Here is a 16,638-nt window from a genome sequence, read left to right on the forward strand (position 1 = left end):
GGAGGCCCGCCCATGAAGAGACCGACCGCCCGAACCGTCTCCTGCGCCCTGGCCGGGGCGCTCGCCGCCGGCGCGCTGACGCTCGCACCGGCCGCGCACGCCGCACCGCCCGCGCACGGCGACCACCGGGCGACCGCCGCCGCACTGCGCGCCCTCGTCGAACAGGGCGGGCTCCCCGGAGCCGCCGCCACCGTCCGCGACGGCGACCGGCGCTGGTCCGCCGCGGCGGGCTACGCCGACACCGCCACCGGCCGGGAACGCGCCCCCGGCAGCGAGCACTTCCGCGGCGCGAGCATCACCAAGACCTTCATCGCCACCGTCCTGCTCCAGCTGGAGGCGGAGGGCAGGCTGAGTCTGGACGACTCCGTCGAGACCTGGCTGCCCGGCCTGGTGCAGGGCAACGGCTACGACGGCCGGAAGATCACCCTCCGCAGCCTCCTCAACCACACCAGCGGCCTCGCCAACCACACCGAGGACCCCGCGTTCGCCCACGACGCCACCGGCCCGGGCTTCCCCGAGCACCGCTACGACACCCACACCCCCGAGGAGCTGGTGGCGACGGCGCTGAAGTACCCGCCCCGCCCCGACCCGCAGAAGAAGCCGTTCTACTCGAACACCGCCTATGTGATCGCCGGGATGGTCATCGAGAAGGCGACCGGCCGCACCTACGCCGAGGAGGTGACGCGCCGCATCCTCCGGCCCCTGAAGCTGACCGGGACCTCGTTCCCCGGCACCTCGCCCCGGATGCCCGAGCCGCACCCCGTCGCCTACTCCCGCCTCGACCAGAAGGGCCCGGACGCCGAGATCCACGACGCCACCGAGCAGAACATGACCTGGCTGGGCGCCGCCGGTGACGCCATCTTCACCGGCGAAGACCTCAACCGCTTCCAGCGCGCCCTGCTGAAGGGCGGACTGCTGCCCCGGGCGCAGCTGACGGAGATGCTCGACGAGGTCCCGGCGGAGGGCGGCACCGGATTCGGCCTCGGCGTCGAGTTCGCGCAGCTGTCCTGCGGGGTGAAGGTCGTCGGCAAGACCGGCAGCACCAACGGCTCCCTCTCCGCGATGGTCGGCACCCCGGACGGCGAGCACCAGCTGACGTTCAACGCCAACGGCGACTGGCTGCGGGACGTCACTCTCTACACCGACGTCATCGAGGCGGAGTTCTGCGGCAAGGTCCCGTCCGCGCGCCGGCCCGCCTGAGCTGCGCCGCCGGTGCACGTGAAGGGCGGCCGCCCGTATGGCAGCCGCCCCTCACACCCTGCCTCGCCTGCCGGTCAGGCCGACGGCTCTCGCTCGCCGCCCCCGGCCCCGTCCGCCTCCGTGATCGACCGCTCCAGCTTCGACAGCAACCGTGCCAGCTGACGGCACTCGGCGGGGGAGAGCCCGGCCAGCATCCGCCGCTCGTTCTCCAGATGCTCGGCGAAGAGCGCATCGATCCGCGCCAGCCCCTCCTCCGTCAGCCGCGACCGCACCACCCGCCGGTCCTCGGCGTCCCGCTCCCGGACGATCAGCCCGTCCTTCTCCAGCCGGTCGATGCGGAGCGTCACCCCCGCCGACGAGATCAGCCCGGAGTCCGCCAACTGCCCGGCCGTCCGCCGGTACGGGCGGCCCGCCCGCCGCAGCGCGGTCAGCACGTCGAACCCGGCCACCGACAGCCCGTGCGACTCCACCGACGCCGTCAGCCGCGCGCTGTAGCGGAGAAACGTCCGGTGCAGCCGCGCCAGCACCTCCAGCGGCGAGGTGTCCAGCTCGGGCCGCTCCCGCCGCCAGTCCGCCACGATCCCCGCCACCGCATCCGACCGCTCCGCCGACCTGCGCGCCATCTCCACCCCTCCCGGGCCCCCGAACCGCCCTGCTGACCGGGAATACTTTAGTACTGAGAGGCCGGGCCCCTGAAGCTTCCCCGGACGCCCCGCGAGCCCCCGGGACCCGCGCCCCGCAAGGCGCCCGGCCCGTCTCCCCGTGAAGTTGTCCACACCCCGTGCGGCCGAACCGACCGGTACGGCAGCATGACCCCATGCCCGCACTCCAGCGCGACGAGGCGCAGACCCGAGCCGGACTCCTCGACGTCCGCAACCACTCCATCCACCTCGACCTCACCCAGGGCGAGAAGCACTTCGGCTCCCGCGCCGACATCCGCTTCACCGTCCGCGACGGCGCCGGCGACGCCACCCCCGTCACCACCTTCTTCGAGGTCAAGCCCGCCGCGCTGCTCGCCGTCACCCTCGACGGCACCCCCCTCGACCCCGCACTCCTCGACGACAACCGCTTCCCGCTCACCGGCCTCGCCCCCGGCGACCACGAGCTGCGCGTCGAGGCCCGCATGGCCTACTCCCGCACCGGCGAGGGCATGCACCGCTTCACCGACCCCGCCGACGGCGAGACGTACGTCTACACCCAGCTGTTCATGGAGGACGTCCAGCGCGTCTTCGCCACCTTCGACCAGCCGGACCTCAAGTCCGTCTTCGCCCTCACCGTCACCGCCCCCGAGGAGTGGTCCGTCCTCGCCAACGGCGTCACCACCCACGAGGGCGGCGGCGTCTGGCGCGCCGCCCCCACGCCGCTGATCTCCACCTATCTCGTCGCCGTCGCCGCCGGCCCCTGGCACTCCGTCCGCGCCGAGCACGCCGGACTGCCCTTCGGCATCCACTGCCGCCGCTCCCTCGCGCCGTACCTCGACGCCGACGCCGAGGAACTCCTCGACCTCACCCGCCGCTGCTACGACCGCTACCGCGACCTCTTCGACGAGCCGTACCCCTTCGACTCCTACGACCAGGCGTTCGTCCCGGAGTTCAACGCCGGCGCGATGGAGAACCCGGGCCTGGTCACCTTCCGCGACGAATTCGTCTACCGCTCCGCCGTCACCGACACCGAGCGCCAGACCCGCGGCATGGTCATCGCCCACGAGATGGCCCACATGTGGTTCGGCGACCTCGTCACCCTCCGCTGGTGGGACGACATCTGGCTCAACGAGTCCTTCGCCGAGTACATGGGCTACCAGGTCCTCTCCGAGGCCACCCGCTTCACCGACACCTGGGTCGACTTCGGCACCGTCCGCAAGAGCTGGGGCTACGAGGCCGACCAGCGCCCCTCCACCCACCCGGTGGCCCCCACCCCCGAGGACGTCCCGGACACCGCCTCCGCCCTCCTCAACTTCGACGGCATCTCCTACGCCAAGGGCGCCTCCGCACTGCGCCAACTCGTCGCCTGGATCGGCGAGAAGGACTTCCTCGCGGGCATCAACGACCACCTCACCCGCCACCGCTTCGGCAACGCCACCCTCGCCGACTTCCTCGACTCCCTCGCCCGCCACACCGACCGCGACGTCCCCGGCTGGGCCGCCCGCTGGCTGCGCACCAGCGGCCCCGACACCCTCACCGCCACCATCGAACCGCAGGGCGACACCTGGCAGCTCGCCGTCGACCACCACGGCAGCCGCCCGCACCGCATCGCCGTCGGCCTCTACGACCAGGCCGCCACCGACCCGGCCCGGCTCACACTCCGCCACCGCTTCGAGACCGACATCCCCCAGGAGGAGGGCACCACCCGCCACACCCTCCCCGGGCCCGTCCCCGCCCTCGTCGTCCTCAACGACGGCGACCTCAGCTACACCAAGGTCCGCCTGGACGCGGACTCCTGGGAGACCGTCGCCCGCTCCCTCTCCGGCATCCCCGCCGCCGACGGCGGCGCGCTCACCCGGGCCGTCCTGTGGAACGCCGCCCGCGACATGGTCCGCGACGGCGACCTCGCGCCCGCCGAGTACCTCGACATCGCCCGCCGCCACCTGCCCGCCGAGGCCGACCCGGCCGTCGTCGCCGGTGTGCTGCGGTTCGCCCGGATGCCCGTCGCCGACCACTTCCTCCCCGCCGCGGAGCGCCACACCGCCCTGGGCACGCTCACCGCCCTGAGCCGCGACATCCTCCGCCACACCGAGGGCGCCACCGACCCCACCGCCACGAGCCTGCGCCTGACCGCCGTCCGCGCCTTCATCGACAACGCCACCTCGCCCGAAGGCATCCAGGACTGGCTCGACGACGGCAGCGTCCCCGGCGGCCCCGCCCTCGACCCCGAACTGCGCTGGCGCATCCTCGCCCGTCTCGCCGCCCTCGGCGCCCTCACCCCCGAGCGCATCGACGACGAACTCTCCCGCGACCCCAGCGCCACCGGCACCCAGGGCGCCGCCCGCTGCCGCGCCGCCCTGCCCGACGCGGCCGCCAAGGAGGCCGCCTGGCAGGGACTGTTCACCACCGACCCCGAAGCCGCCCCCTCCAACTACCTCTTCACCGCCGCCGCCACCGGCTTCTGGGTCCCCGAGCAGCACGACCTCCTCCGCCCCTACGTCGCCCGCTTCTTCACCGACGTGGTCCCCCTCGCCACCCACCGCGGCCCGGCGCTGGCCGAGGCCGCCGCCCGGTACGCCTTCCCCGCCGCCTTCGTCGACGCGGAAACCCTCCGCCTGGGCCACGCCTGCCTCGCCACGGACGCCCCGACCCCCGCCCTCCGCCGCGGCCTCACCGACCAACTCGACGACCTCGCCCGCGCATTGCGCATCCGGTCGGGGCGGACGGCCGCCGCCACCGGCGAGGTGGCCGACGACTGATGCCTGACACCTGATCAGGAGCACAGGGGCGGGTCGCCGGGCATGTGGCGGCCCGCCCCGGCGCGTCCGGTCCGGCGCGCCCCGATCCGCCCCTCTCCCCGCCCCGCCCGAACACATCTGCGGCCGCCGCCTCCCACGAATGGGTGGAACGTTCGCCCCCGGTGGCTACGCACCGTACGGGGAAAGTAACTTAGGGCCGCCTCATGACTGCCCGTCGCAACGGCGGAGCAGTCACCCCCCTCCCCAACTCTCCACATGGAAGGGCACGTTCATGCCTGTGCCCGCCGCCGACGCCGCCCTCGCGGGCGGTATCGAAGGCCCCCGCGCGCTCCGCCCCCTCCTCTCCACCGTCCTCGACGCCCTCACCGCCGGCGCCGAGGACCGCGCGGGCCCCCTCCCCGCCGGCGGACCGGACGCCGTCGCCCGCACCGTCCGCGTCACCTGCGCCCCCCTCCTCCCCGACGACGGCGACGGTGCGCACGCGGCGCTCGCCACCCTCGTCCGCACCCTGGCCGCCGGCGCCGCCGACCCGGCCGACCCGCACTGCGCCGCCCATCTGCACTGCCCCCCGCTGGCCGTCGCCGCCGCGGCCGACCTCGCCGCGTCCGCCCTCAACCCCTCCATGGACTCCTGGGACCAGGCCCCCGCCGCCTCCGCCCTCGAAGCCCTCGCCACCCGCGAACTCGCCGCCCTCGTCTTCCCGCACGCCCCCCGGCGCGCCCGGACCCCGGCCGACGCCTACGCACCCGGCGACGGCCCGGACGCCCTGCTCACCACCGGCGGCACCGAGTCCAACCAACTCGCCGTCCTCCTCGCCCGCGAGGCCGCCCGCACCGCCCGGCCCACCACGGGGGAGCGGTACGCCGGGGGAGTGCGCCCGGCGGCCGCCCGGACCCGCGCCGGACGCGTCGCCGGCGGGGCGGGCGCCGCGCCGGTCGCCACCCTCACTCCGTTCATCGGCGCCCCGCGCGGCCCCGTCGACTCCGCACCGCCCGCCCCCGCGCCGGAGGCGCCCCCGCTCCGGATCGTCTGCGGCGCCAACGCCCACCACAGCATCCACCGCGCCGCCTGGCTCCTCGGGCTCCCCGCACCCGTCACCGTGCCCACGCCCGGCGGTGTGCTCGACCCCGTCGCCGTCGACGCCGCCCTCACCCGCCTCCACGGCCCCGTCCTGCTCACCGCCACCGCCGGCACCACCGACTCCGGCGCCCTCGACCCGCTCCCGGCCCTCGCCGACCTCGCCGCCCGGCACGGCGCGCGCTTCCACGTCGATGCGGCGTACGGCGGCGCGCTCCTCTTCAGCGACGCCCACCGCGGACTCCTCGCGGGCCTGGACCGCGCCCACACCGTCACCCTCGACCTGCACAAACTCGGCTGGCAGCCGGTCGCCGCCGGACTCCTCGCCGTCCCCGGCACCGCCGACCTCGCCCCCCTCGACCACCGCGCCGACTACCTCAACGCCGACGACGACACCGAAGCCGGCCTCCCCGACCTCCTCGGCCGCTCGCTGCGCACCACCCGCCGCCCCGACATCCTCAAGGCGGCCGTCACCCTCAAGGCCCTCGGCCGCCGCGGTATCGGCGACCTCGTCGACCGCACCCTGGCCGCCGCCACCACCCTCGCCGACCTCGTCGAGGACCACCCCCATCTCGAACTCCACTCCCGCCCCACCCTCACCACTGTCCTCTTCCGCCCCACCGGCGTGGACGACGCCACCGTCGCCGCGATCCGCCGCACCCTCCTCGCCGACGGCCACGCCGTCCTGGGCCGCGCCGCCACCCCCACCGGACTCTGGCTCAAGGCCACCCTCCTCAACCCGCACGCCGACGCCGGTGACCTCGCCCACCTCCTGAAACTCGTGGAAGGCCACATCCCCTGATGACCACCGAGCACCCCACCGGCGCCGCCGCCCCCACCGACCCCCTCGACCTGGCGGGCGTCGGCATCGGCCCCTTCAACCTCTCCCTCGCCGCGCTCGCCCAGCCCCTGACCGGCCTGCGCACCGCCTTCTACGACCAGCGCCCCGCCTTCCACTGGCACCCCGGCCTCCTCATCGACGGCGCCACCCTCCAGGTCCCGTTCCTCGCCGACCTCGTCACCCTCGCCGACCCCGCCAACCCCTGGAGCTTCCTCAACTACCTCCGCAGCTGCGACCGCCTCTACCCCTTCTACTTCGCCGAGCGGTTCCACATCCACCGCGCGGAGTACGACGCGTACTGCCGCTGGGTCAGCGAAAACCTCCCCGCCCTCCACTTCGGCCACCAGATCGACGCCGTCCGCTGGAACAGCTCCCACGCCGTCTTCGAGATCGACTACACCCACCTCGACGCCGACGGCGAAGCCGAGGCGCTCGGCCGCAGCTACGCCCGCAACCTCGTCCTCGGCATCGGCACCGCCCCGCACCTCCCGGAGGCCCTGCGCCCCCTCGCCGAGACCCCCGCCGCACCCGTCCTGCACTCGTCCGACTACCTCGACCACCGCGAACGGCTGCTCGCCGCCGACCACGTCACCGTCGTCGGCGCGGGCCAGTCCGGCGCCGAGATCTTCCTGGATCTGCTGCGCGCCCGGCCCGAGGGCCGCGAACGCCTCCACTGGCTCGCCCGTACCCCCGCCTTCGCGCCCATGGAGTACAGCAAGCTCGGCCTCGAACACTTCACCCCGGACTACACCCGCTACTTCCACGCCCTGCCCGAACCGGTCCGCGACGCCCTCGTCCCCGGCCAGTGGCAGCTCTACAAGGGCATCGACCACGACACCCTCGCCGCCGTCCACGACGAGCTCTACCGCCGCACCCTGCACGGCGGTTGGCCGGACGCGGTCCTCACCCCCGGTGTCCAGGTGGAGGCCGCCGACCGGGCCCCCGGCGGCGGCGTCGAACTCCACCTCGCCCACGCCGAGCAGAACAGCCGCACCCGGCTGACCACCGACGCCGTCGTCCTCGCCACCGGCTACCGCGAACGCCGCCTCGACACCCTCCTCGCCGCCCTCGACCCGTACCTGTGCCGCGACGCCGCCGGCCGCCCCCGCGTCGACGCCGAGCACCGCCTCGTCCTCGACCCCGCGGTCACCGGCTCCGTCCACGTCCAGAACGCCGAACGCCACAGCCACGGCGTCGGCACCCCCGACCTCGGCCTCGCCGCCTGGCGCAGCGCCACCATCCTCAACTCCCTGACCGGCACCACCCCCTACCCGCTCCCCGACCGCACCGCCTTCACCACCTTCGGCCTCCCGCACCCCACCACCCCCGCGACGGCCGCCCCGCCCCACGCGGCACCCGCCCAGCAGAGCTGACGTCACGCCATACAAGCTCCGAACACCACGGCCCGCCGCTCATCGGAGCGGCGGGCCGCGCATTTCCGTACTCGTCAACAACCTTTAAACCAGCGGTCGTTGAGCCGCCATCGCACCACCCTTCTCTACCAGTGGGTACGGCATAGGGTCGCCCCATGCGCCGAGCAAAAATCGTTTGCACACTGGGACCGGCCACCGACACGTACGAGCAGATCAAAGCCCTCGTCGACGCCGGCATGGACATCGCACGCCTCAACCTCAGCCACGGCACCTACGCCGATCACGAGGCGCGTTACACACGGGTCCGCGAGGCATCCGAGGCGACCCGCCGCAGCGTCGGCGTCCTCGCCGACCTTCAAGGCCCGAAGATCCGCCTGGGCCGCTTCCGCGAAGGGCCCGTACTTCTCGAACGCGGCGACACGTTCGACATCACCGTCGACCCCTCCGTGGAGGGCGACCGCCATCTCTGCTCCACCACCTACGACGGCCTCGCCGCCGACGTCACCACCGGCGAACGCATCCTCGTCGACGACGGCAAGGTCACCCTGGAGGTCACCGGCGTCGACGGCCCCCGCATCCACACCCGGGTCGTCGAGGGCGGCATGGTCTCCGACCACAAGGGCCTCAACCTCCCCGGCGTCGCCGTCTCCGTCCCCGCCCTCTCCGACAAGGACGAGGAGGACCTCCGCTGGGCGCTGCGCACCGGCGCCGACCTCATCGCCCTCTCCTTCGTCCGCAGCGGCCGCGACATCGAGGACGTCCACCGCATCATGCGCGAGGAGGGCCGCTTCCTCCCCGTCATCGCCAAGGTCGAGAAGCCGCAGGCGGTCGAGGTCATCGACGACATCGTCGCCGCCTTCGACGGCATCATGGTCGCGCGCGGCGACCTCGGCGTCGAAATGCCGCTGGAGGCCGTACCGGTCGTCCAGAAGCGCGCCGTCAAGCTGGCCAAGCGCAACGCCAAGCCGGTCATCGTCGCCACCCAGATGCTCGACTCGATGATCGACAACTCCCGGCCCACCCGCGCCGAGGCGTCCGACGTCGCCAACGCCGTCATCGACGGCACGGACGCGGTGATGCTCTCCGGCGAGACGAGCGTGGGGAAGCACCCCACCGAGACCGTCCGCACCATGAGCCGCATCGTGGAGGCGGCCGAGGAGGACCTCCTCGCCAAGGGGCTGCCGCCGCTGACCGACCGCAGCAAGCCCCGCACCCAGGGCGGCGCCGTCGCCCGCGCGGCAGCCGAGATGGGCGACTTCCTCGGCGCGAAGTTCCTCGTCGCCTTCACGCAGTCCGGCGACACCGTCCGCCGCCTCTCCCGCTACCGCTCACCCATCCCGCTGCTCGCCTTCACCCCCGACCCGGCGACCCGCTCGCAGCTCAACCTCACCTGGGGTGTGGAGACCTTCCTCGGCCCGATGGTCGAATCCACCGACGAGATGGTCGCGCAGGTCGACGAGCAGCTGCTGAAGATCGGCCGCTGCGAGCGGGGCGACCTGGTGATCATCACCGCCGGTTCCCCGCCCGGGGTCCCCGGCTCCACCAACCTCGTCCGCGTCCACCGCATCGGCGAGGACGACGGCGGGGAGTAGGGGTTTTGCCGCTCCACCGGAGGAAACAGCCGCCCGTGCGCGGGCGTTGATGCCGGGCCGAGGTTCTGACTGCCGTTCCTGTCAGCGCTTCGGCCCTCTGTCTGCCGTCACCGGCGACGGGGCACGTACGCGGACGTCATACGGAACGGGGAGCGCCGGGGCCTGGAGAAGGGGGCGGCGGGGTGCGATCACCATGACGGGTGAAGATCACCGATCGGCCGAGCGAGGTCCGGCCTTCGAAAATGAGGCGAAGTGCCCTGGGTGGGATTCGAACCCACACTGTCGGTGGTTTGAGCACCGTCCCTCTAACCGGTTGGGGTACCAGGGCCTTGGGAATCGAAGGCTGAGAAGCCCCCGTCGTGCTCCCACCATACAGGAGCTGGGTAGGCTAAAGGGGCACCACCTGCCTGAACGAGGAGACCCGTGAGCGCCGCCGAGCCCGAGCAGCCCGCCGCCGATGACGACCGGCCGCACGTCCCGCCGCTGACCACGCGCGTCGTGATCGCCGAGGACGAGGCCCTCATCCGTCTCGACCTCAAAGAGATGCTGGAGGAAGAGGGCTACACCGTCGTCGGTGAGGCCGGTGACGGGCAGAAAGCCGTCGAGCTGGCCCGCGAGCACCGCCCCGATCTGGTCATCCTCGATGTGAAGATGCCGATCCTGGACGGCATCTCCGCCGCCGAGCGCATCGCCGAGGAGAGCATCGCACCCGTCCTGATGCTGACCGCCTTCTCCCAGCGCGAGCTGGTGGAGCGCGCCCGGGACGCGGGCGCGATGGCGTACCTCGTCAAGCCGTTCTCCAAGAGCGACGTCGTCCCGGCCATCGAGATGGCCGTCAGCCGCTTCACCGAGCTGAGGACGCTGGAGAAGGAGGTCGCCGACCTCACCCAGCGGCTGGAGACCCGCAAGCTGGTCGACCGCGCGAAGAGCATCCTGCAGACGCAGTACGGGCTGACCGAACCCGCCGCGTTCCGCTGGATCCAGAAGACGTCGATGGACCGCAGGCTCTCGATGCAGCAGGTCGCCGAGGCGGTCATCGAGGACGCCGAGGAGAAGAAGCAGAAGGACCAGCCGGGGCAGTAGCCCGGCCCGTCCGCCGTGTGGCCCCGTACCGTCCGCCGGTACGGGGCCACACGCGTATCCGGCGGGCGGTGCCGGGCCGGGCGGTGCGGACGGATCGGCGCCGCCCGGCCGTGGGCTCAGCCGCGGTAGGCGTCCGCGGGGGCGTCCCGGAGCATGCAGGTCAGCCGCGCGGTGCAGACCCGCTTGTCCGCCTCGTCGCTGATCACGACCTCGTACGTCGCGGTGGAGCGGCCCCGGTGCACCGGGGTGGCGACGCCGGTGACCAGGCCCGAGCGGACACCGCGGTGGTGGGTGCAGTTCAGGTCCACACCGACGGCCAGCTTCGACGGACCGCCGTGCAGCATCGCACCGACCGAGCCCAGCGTCTCCGCCAGCACCGCGGACGCCCCGCCGTGCAGCAGCCCGTACGGCTGGGTGTTGCCCTCGACCGGCATGGTGCCGACGACGCGGTCCGGCCCGGCCTCCAGGACCTGCACGCCCATCCGGCTGCCGAGGTTCCCGGCGGAGAAGAGCGCCGGGAGGTCGAGGCCGAGCCCGGCCCACCGGTCCAGGACCTCCTGCGGAAACGTGGTGGTCTGCTGCGCGCCCAAGTGCTCGCTCCGTTCGCTCGCCCGTGCTCGTCGGTGATCCGGATGTTCCTATCAGCCCGCCCCGGCACCGCCGGGCACGGGGTCACCCCTCCGCGGCCCCGGCAGCTCCGTCGTCCTGCGGCCGCTCCAGCCGGATCACCACGGACTTCGACGCCGGGGTGTTGCTGGTGTCGGCGGTGTGGTCGAGCGGGACGAGCACATTGGTCTCGGGGTAGTACGCGGCCGCGCAGCCCCGCGCCGTCGGGTAGTGCACCACCCGGAACCCGGGCGCGCGCCGCTCGCTGCCGTCCGTCCACTCACTGACCAGATCGGCGTAGGAGCCGTCGGCGAAGCCGTGCTCCCGGGCGTCCTCGGGGTGCAGCAGCACGACCCGGCGGCCGTTCTTGATGCCGCGGTAGCGGTCGTCGAGGCCGTAGATCGTGGTGTTGTACTGGTCGTGCGAGCGCAGCGTCTGGAGCAGCAACCGGCCCTCGGGGACGTGGGGATACTCCACGGGCGCCGCGGTGAAGTTGGCCTTCCCGGTGGCGGTGGGGAAGCTGCGGCTGTCCCGGGGGGCGTGCGGCAGCGTGAAGCCGCCGGGGCGGGCGACCTTGGCGTTGAAGTCCTCGAAGCCGGGGATGACCCGGGCGATGCGGTCCCGGATCGTCCCGTAGTCGCGGGCGAACTCCTCCCACGGCGTACCGCTCCGCTCGCCCAGGACGCGGCGGGCCATCCGGGCCACGATCGCGGTCTCCGACAGCAGCTGCGGACCGGCCGGCGCCAGCCGCCCCCGGGAGGCGTGCACCATCCCCATGGAGTCCTCGACCGTCACGAACTGCTCGGCGCCGCCCTGCACATCGCGCTCCGTACGGCCCAGCGTCGGCAGGATCAGCGCCCGCGCGCCGGTCACCGCGTGCGAGCGGTTCAGCTTGGTGGAGACGTGCACCGTCAGCCGGGCGCGGCGCACCGCCGCCTCGGTGACGTCGGTGTCGGGGGTGGCGGAGACGAAGTTGCCGCCCATCGCGAAGAACACCTTGGCGTCGCCGTCGCGCAGCGCCCGGATGGCCCGGACGACGTCGTAGCCGTGCTCCCGGGGCGGGGCGAACCCGAACTCCTTCTCCAGGGCGTCGAGGAACTCGGGCGCGGGCCGCTCGAAGATGCCCATGGTGCGGTCGCCCTGGACGTTGCTGTGCCCGCGCACCGGGCACACCCCGGCGCCGGGGCGGCCGACGTTGCCCTGCAGCAGCAGGAAGTTGACGACCTCACGGATGGTGGGCACCGAGTGCTTGTGCTGCGTCAGGCCCATCGCCCAGCACACGATGGTGCGCCGCGAGGCGAGCACCATCTCCAGCGCCGCATCGATCTCCTCCTGGCGCAGCCCGGTGGCGCGCAGCGTCTCCTTAGGGTCGGCCGCGCGCGCGGCGGCCGCGAACTCCTCGAAGCCGTGGGTGTGCGCGTCGATGAACTCCTGGTCCAGCGCGCCCTCGGCCTCCAGGACCCCGCGGCACAGGGCACGGAAGAGCGCCTGGTCGCCGCCGATGCGCACCTGGAGGAAGAGGTCGGTCAGCGCGGTGCCGCCGCCCGCCAGACCGCGCGGCGTCTGCGGGTTCTTGAACCGCTCCAGACCGGCCTCGGGCAGCGGGTTGACGGAGATGATCCGCGCGCCCTCGGCCTTCGCCTTCTCCAGCGCGGTCAGCATCCGGGGGTGGTTGGTCCCCGGGTTCTGCCCGGCGACGATGATCAGGTCGGCCTTGTAGAGGTCCTCCAGCAGCACGCTGCCCTTGCCGACGCCCAGCGTCTCGGTCAGCGCCGAGCCGGACGACTCGTGGCACATGTTGGAGCAGTCGGGGAGGTTGTTCGTGCCGAACTCGCGGGCGAACAGCTGGAAGAGGAAAGCCGCTTCGTTGCTGGTGCGGCCGGAGGTGTAGAAGACCGCCTCGTCGGGCGATTCGAGGGCGGTCAGCTCCTCGCCCAGGATGTCGAAGGCGCGCTCCCAGGAGACCGGCTCGTAGTGCTCGGCGCCCTCGGCGAGGTACATGGGGTGGGTCAGCCGGCCCTGCTGGCCGAGCCAGTAGCCGCTGCGGTCGGCGAGGTCCGCGACGGGGTGTGCGGCGAAGAACTCCGGGGTGACGCGTCGCAGCGTCGCCTCCTCCGCGACGGCCTTGGCGCCGTTCTCGCAGAACTCCGCGGTGTGCCGCTGCTCGCCCTCCGGCCAGGCGCAGCCGGGACAGTCGAAGCCGCTCTTCTGGTTGACGCGCAGCAGCGTCAGGGCCGTCCGGCGCACACCCATCTGCTGCTGCGAGATGCGCAGCGCGTTGGTGATCGCCGGGATGCCGACGGCGGAGTGCTCTGGTGCGCCGACCTCGGGCGCGTCCTGTACCGGGTCGGATGCGGGCGGCTTGCCTGCCATGGCGCTCTCCCTTGAGCCGTGTGCCACCCGGCGCACGGGCCGGGCCGGATCGTTGCCGTGCACATCCGATCCTGTCATGGACCGCGGCGGGCGGGCAGGGGCCTGTGGACGGCGCCGCGGGAGCGGGGCCCGGCCCTGTGGAAAACTCCCGCGCCGCCGCCGTCACCTGCTACGGACGGTCGCCGCTCCCGTACCCCGGCCCGCCCGGCGGCGGCGTGCGGGGGCCCGGCCCCGGCCCGCCGGTCCCCGGCGCGGCGGGGATTGTCGGTGGGGCGTGGCAGGATCGGGGGCGTGGCAGCAAAGGCAGCGAAGAAGAGCGAAACGACCGGCACCGCAGCGGCGGGGGACGACCGTCCCCGCCTGCTCCTGATGGACGGGCACTCCATGGCCTACCGGGCGTTCTTCGCCCTGCCCGTGGAGAATTTCACCACCGCCACGGGGCAACCGACCAACGCGATCTACGGCTTCGCGTCCATGCTCGCGAACACCCTGCGTGACGAGGCGCCCACCCATTTCGCGGTGGCCTTCGACGTCTCCCGCAAGACCTGGCGCTCCGAGGAGTTCCCCGACTACAAGGCGAACCGCTCCAAGACGCCCGACGAGTTCAAGGGCCAGGTCGAGCTGATCGGCGAGCTGCTGGACGCGATGCACGTCAAGCGCTTCGCCGTCGAGGGCTTCGAGGCCGACGACGTCATCGCCACGCTCACCCGGCAGGCCACCGCCGAGGGCTTCGCCGTCTCCATCGTCACCGGCGACCGCGACTCCTTCCAGCTCGTGACCGACGACGTCACGGTCCTCTACCCCACCAAGGGCGTCTCCGAGCTGACGCGCTTCACCCCGGAGAAGGTCTTCGAGAAGTACGGCCTCACCCCGGCCCAGTACCCGGACTTCGCGGCGCTGCGCGGCGACCCGTCGGACAACCTCCCCGGCATCCCCGGCGTCGGCGAGAAGACCGCCGCGAAGTGGATCAACCAGTTCGGTTCCTTCGCCGAGCTGGTGGAGCGGGCCGAGGAGGTCAAGGGCAAGGCGGGCCAGAATTTCCGGGACCACCTGGAGTCCGTCAAGCTCAACCGCCGGCTGACGGAGATGGTCCGCGACGTGGAGCTGCCCTGCGGCCCCGGCGCGCTGGTCCGCGAGGCGTACGACCGCGAGAAGCTCACCGCGTTCCTCAACGGCCTGGAGATCCGTAACCAGGGCCTGCGCGACCGGCTGCACGCCGTCGACCCGGGCGCCGACCAGGGTGTCGAGGAGGCCGCCGCGGCCGCCGGCGTCGAGGTCGACGGCACCGTCGCCGCCGCCGGTGAGCTGGCCCCCTGGCTCGCCGAGCACGGCACCGGCCCGTTGGGCGTCTCCACCGTCGACGTCTGGTCCCTGGGCAGCGGCAGCGTCGCCGAGATCGCGCTGGCCACCGCCGGCGGACCGGCGATCTGGTTCGACCCGGCGCAGCTCGACGAGGCCGACGAGCAGGCATTCGCCGCCTGGAGCGCCGCCGCCGACCGCCCCAAGGTCATGCACAACGCCAAGGGCCTGATGCGGGTCTTCGGCGAGCACGGCTGGCAGATCGACGGCGTCACGATGGACACCGCGCTCGCCGCCTACCTCGTCAAGCCCGGCCGCCGCTCCTTCGCCCTCGACGCCCTCTCGGTCGAATACCTCGGCCGCGATCTCGCCCCGGCCGCCGAGGCGGGCGGCCAGCTGGCCTTCGGCGCCGACGAGGAGGCCGAGGCCGACGCCCTGATGGCCAAGGCCCGTACGGTGCTGGATCTCGGCGCCGCCTTCGAGACCCGCCTCGCGGAGGTCGGCGCCGCCGAGCTGCTGCGCGACGTCGAGCTGCCCACCAGCGCCCTGCTGGCCCGTATGGAGCGCGACGGCATCGCCGCCGACCGCGGCTGGCTGGAGCGGATGGAGCAGCAGTTCGCCGGCGCGGTGCAGCAGGCCGTCCAGGAGGCGCACGCCGCAGCGGGCCACGAGTTCAACCTCGGCTCGCCCAAGCAGCTCCAGGAAGTCCTCTTCGGCGAGCTGGGCCTGCCGAAGACGAAGAAGACCAAGACCGGCTACACCACCGACGCCGACGCCCTCGCCTGGCTCGCCGCCCAGACCGAGAACGAACTCCCGGTGATCATGCTGCGCCACCGCGAGCAGTCCAAGCTGCGCGCCACGGTCGAGGGCCTGATCAAGACCATCGCCGCGGACGGCCGCATCCACACCACCTTCAACCAGACCGTCGCCGCCACCGGCCGTCTCTCCTCGACCGACCCCAACCTCCAGAACATCCCGGTCCGCACCGACGAGGGCCGCGCCATCCGCCGCAGCTTCGTCGTCGGCGAGGGGTACGACACCCTGCTGACCGCCGACTACAGCCAGATCGAGCTGCGGGTGATGGCCCACCTCTCCGAGGACGAGGGCCTGATCGAGGCGTTCACCTCCGGCGAGGACCTGCACACCACCGTCGCCTCGCACGTCTTCTCCGTCGCCAAGGACGAGGTCGACCCGGAGATGCGCCGCAAGATCAAGGCGATGTCCTACGGCCTGGCGTACGGCCTGTCGGCGTTCGGCCTCTCGCAGCAGCTGGGCATCCAGCCGGACGAGGCCCGCAGGCTGATGGACAACTTCTTCGAGCGGTTCGGCGGCGTGCGGGACTACCTCCAGCGCGTGGTGGAGGAGGCCCGCGCCACGGGCTACACCGAGACGATCCTCGGCCGCCGCCGCTACCTCCCCGACCTCAACAGCGACAACCGCCAGCGCCGCGAGATGGCCGAGCGGATGGCGCTGAACGCCCCGATCCAGGGCACCGCCGCCGACATCGTCAAGATCGCGATGCTGAAGGTCGACGAGGCGCTGCGGGCCGCCGGGCTGACGTCCCGGATGCTGCTCCAGGTGCACGACGAAATCGTGGTCGAGGTGGCCCCCGGCGAGCGCAAGCAGGTCGAGGAGCTGCTCCGCCGCGAGATGGCCGACGCGGTCGAGCTGCGCGCCCCGCTGGACGTCTCCATCGGCGTCGGCGCGGACTGGGAGTCGGCCGCCCACTGACGGACCGCCGGCCACGGGAGCGCCGTCCCCGTGGCCGACGGACCCGTAGCTCTTCCGACCCGA

10 protein-coding genes and 1 tRNA gene are annotated in these 16,638 nt (G+C 73.0%); 7 read left to right on the forward strand and 4 right to left on the reverse strand.

Features of this window, described 5'->3' with window-relative positions; translation table 11 throughout:
• Nucleotides 1-12 precede the first annotated feature (12 nt).
• On the forward strand, nt 13-1,200 hold the full coding sequence (locus ACZ4U4_RS20280) for a serine hydrolase domain-containing protein (protein ID WP_467876031.1): 1,188 nt from the start codon (nt 13-15) through the stop codon (nt 1,198-1,200).
• A gap of 74 nt (nt 1,201-1,274) precedes the next feature.
• On the opposite strand, the gene ACZ4U4_RS20285 is transcribed toward ACZ4U4_RS20280, so the two are convergent.
• A complete protein-coding gene (locus ACZ4U4_RS20285) occupies nt 1,275-1,823 on the reverse strand; it encodes a MarR family winged helix-turn-helix transcriptional regulator (RefSeq protein WP_467876034.1) in 549 nt (182 codons plus the stop codon).
• Between the two features lie 194 nt (nt 1,824-2,017).
• Between ACZ4U4_RS20285 and pepN the strand changes: the two genes are divergently transcribed.
• The 4 genes from pepN (at nt 2,018) to pyk (ending at nt 9,483) form a co-directional block, all read left to right on the forward strand.
• Nucleotides 2,018-4,600 carry an aminopeptidase N gene (pepN, locus tag ACZ4U4_RS20290; protein ID WP_467876036.1) on the forward strand — a complete coding sequence of 861 codons (2,583 nt, stop codon included), beginning with the start codon at nt 2,018-2,020 and terminating at the stop codon, nt 4,598-4,600.
• A gap of 271 nt (nt 4,601-4,871) precedes the next feature.
• Nucleotides 4,872-6,479, forward strand: coding sequence for a pyridoxal phosphate-dependent decarboxylase family protein (locus ACZ4U4_RS20295; RefSeq protein WP_467876038.1), 1,608 nt, complete (start codon nt 4,872-4,874; stop codon nt 6,477-6,479).
• Nucleotides 6,479-7,891, forward strand: coding sequence for a lysine N(6)-hydroxylase/L-ornithine N(5)-oxygenase family protein (locus ACZ4U4_RS20300; RefSeq protein ID WP_467876040.1), 1,413 nt, complete (start codon nt 6,479-6,481; stop codon nt 7,889-7,891). Before ACZ4U4_RS20295 ends, ACZ4U4_RS20300 begins: the two co-directional genes overlap by 1 nt.
• Before the next feature lie 155 nt (nt 7,892-8,046).
• Nucleotides 8,047-9,483, forward strand: coding sequence for a pyruvate kinase (gene pyk, locus ACZ4U4_RS20305; protein ID WP_467876042.1), 1,437 nt, complete (start codon nt 8,047-8,049; stop codon nt 9,481-9,483).
• A 253-nt stretch (nt 9,484-9,736) separates the two neighbouring features.
• On the opposite strand, the gene ACZ4U4_RS20310 is transcribed toward pyk, so the two are convergent.
• Nucleotides 9,737-9,811: transfer RNA gene (locus ACZ4U4_RS20310), tRNA-Leu, on the reverse strand.
• 95 nt (nt 9,812-9,906) lie between these two features.
• Here ACZ4U4_RS20310 and ACZ4U4_RS20315 point away from each other — a divergent pair.
• Nucleotides 9,907-10,566 carry an ANTAR domain-containing response regulator gene (locus ACZ4U4_RS20315; protein ID WP_467876044.1) on the forward strand — a complete coding sequence of 220 codons (660 nt, stop codon included), beginning with the start codon at nt 9,907-9,909 and terminating at the stop codon, nt 10,564-10,566.
• 116 nt (nt 10,567-10,682) lie between these two features.
• On the opposite strand, the gene ACZ4U4_RS20320 is transcribed toward ACZ4U4_RS20315, so the two are convergent.
• Nucleotides 10,683-11,156 (reverse strand): PaaI family thioesterase, encoded by a 474-nt coding sequence (locus tag ACZ4U4_RS20320; protein ID WP_467876047.1) that lies wholly within the window; start codon nt 11,154-11,156, stop codon nt 10,683-10,685.
• Between the two features lie 82 nt (nt 11,157-11,238).
• Nucleotides 11,239-13,545: an FdhF/YdeP family oxidoreductase gene (locus tag ACZ4U4_RS20325; protein ID WP_467876048.1), complete on the reverse strand. Its 2,307-nt coding sequence runs from the start codon at nt 13,543-13,545 to the stop codon at nt 11,239-11,241.
• Nucleotides 13,546-13,836: 291 nt separating this feature from the next.
• Here ACZ4U4_RS20325 and polA point away from each other — a divergent pair, with 291 nt between their 5' ends.
• Nucleotides 13,837-16,575: a DNA polymerase I gene (gene polA, locus ACZ4U4_RS20330; protein ID WP_467876051.1), complete on the forward strand. Its 2,739-nt coding sequence runs from the start codon at nt 13,837-13,839 to the stop codon at nt 16,573-16,575.
• The last annotated feature ends 63 nt before the right edge of the window (nt 16,576-16,638 follow it).

This window comes from Streptomyces sp. NPDC029159, assembly GCF_055564055.1.

Coding starts and splice junctions, on each gene's coding strand:
- ACZ4U4_RS20325 (WP_467876048.1), bottom strand. CDS start 13,545: ATGGCAGGCAAGCCGCCCGCATCCGACCCGGTACAGGACGCGCCCGAG.
- ACZ4U4_RS20280 (WP_467876031.1), top strand. CDS start 13: ATGAAGAGACCGACCGCCCGAACCGTCTCCTGCGCCCTGGCCGGGGCG.
- ACZ4U4_RS20295 (WP_467876038.1), top strand. CDS start 4,872: ATGCCTGTGCCCGCCGCCGACGCCGCCCTCGCGGGCGGTATCGAAGGC.
- ACZ4U4_RS20285 (WP_467876034.1), bottom strand. CDS start 1,823: ATGGCGCGCAGGTCGGCGGAGCGGTCGGATGCGGTGGCGGGGATCGTG.
- ACZ4U4_RS20300 (WP_467876040.1), top strand. CDS start 6,479: ATGACCACCGAGCACCCCACCGGCGCCGCCGCCCCCACCGACCCCCTC.
- pyk (WP_467876042.1), top strand. CDS start 8,047: ATGCGCCGAGCAAAAATCGTTTGCACACTGGGACCGGCCACCGACACG.
- pepN (WP_467876036.1), top strand. CDS start 2,018: ATGCCCGCACTCCAGCGCGACGAGGCGCAGACCCGAGCCGGACTCCTC.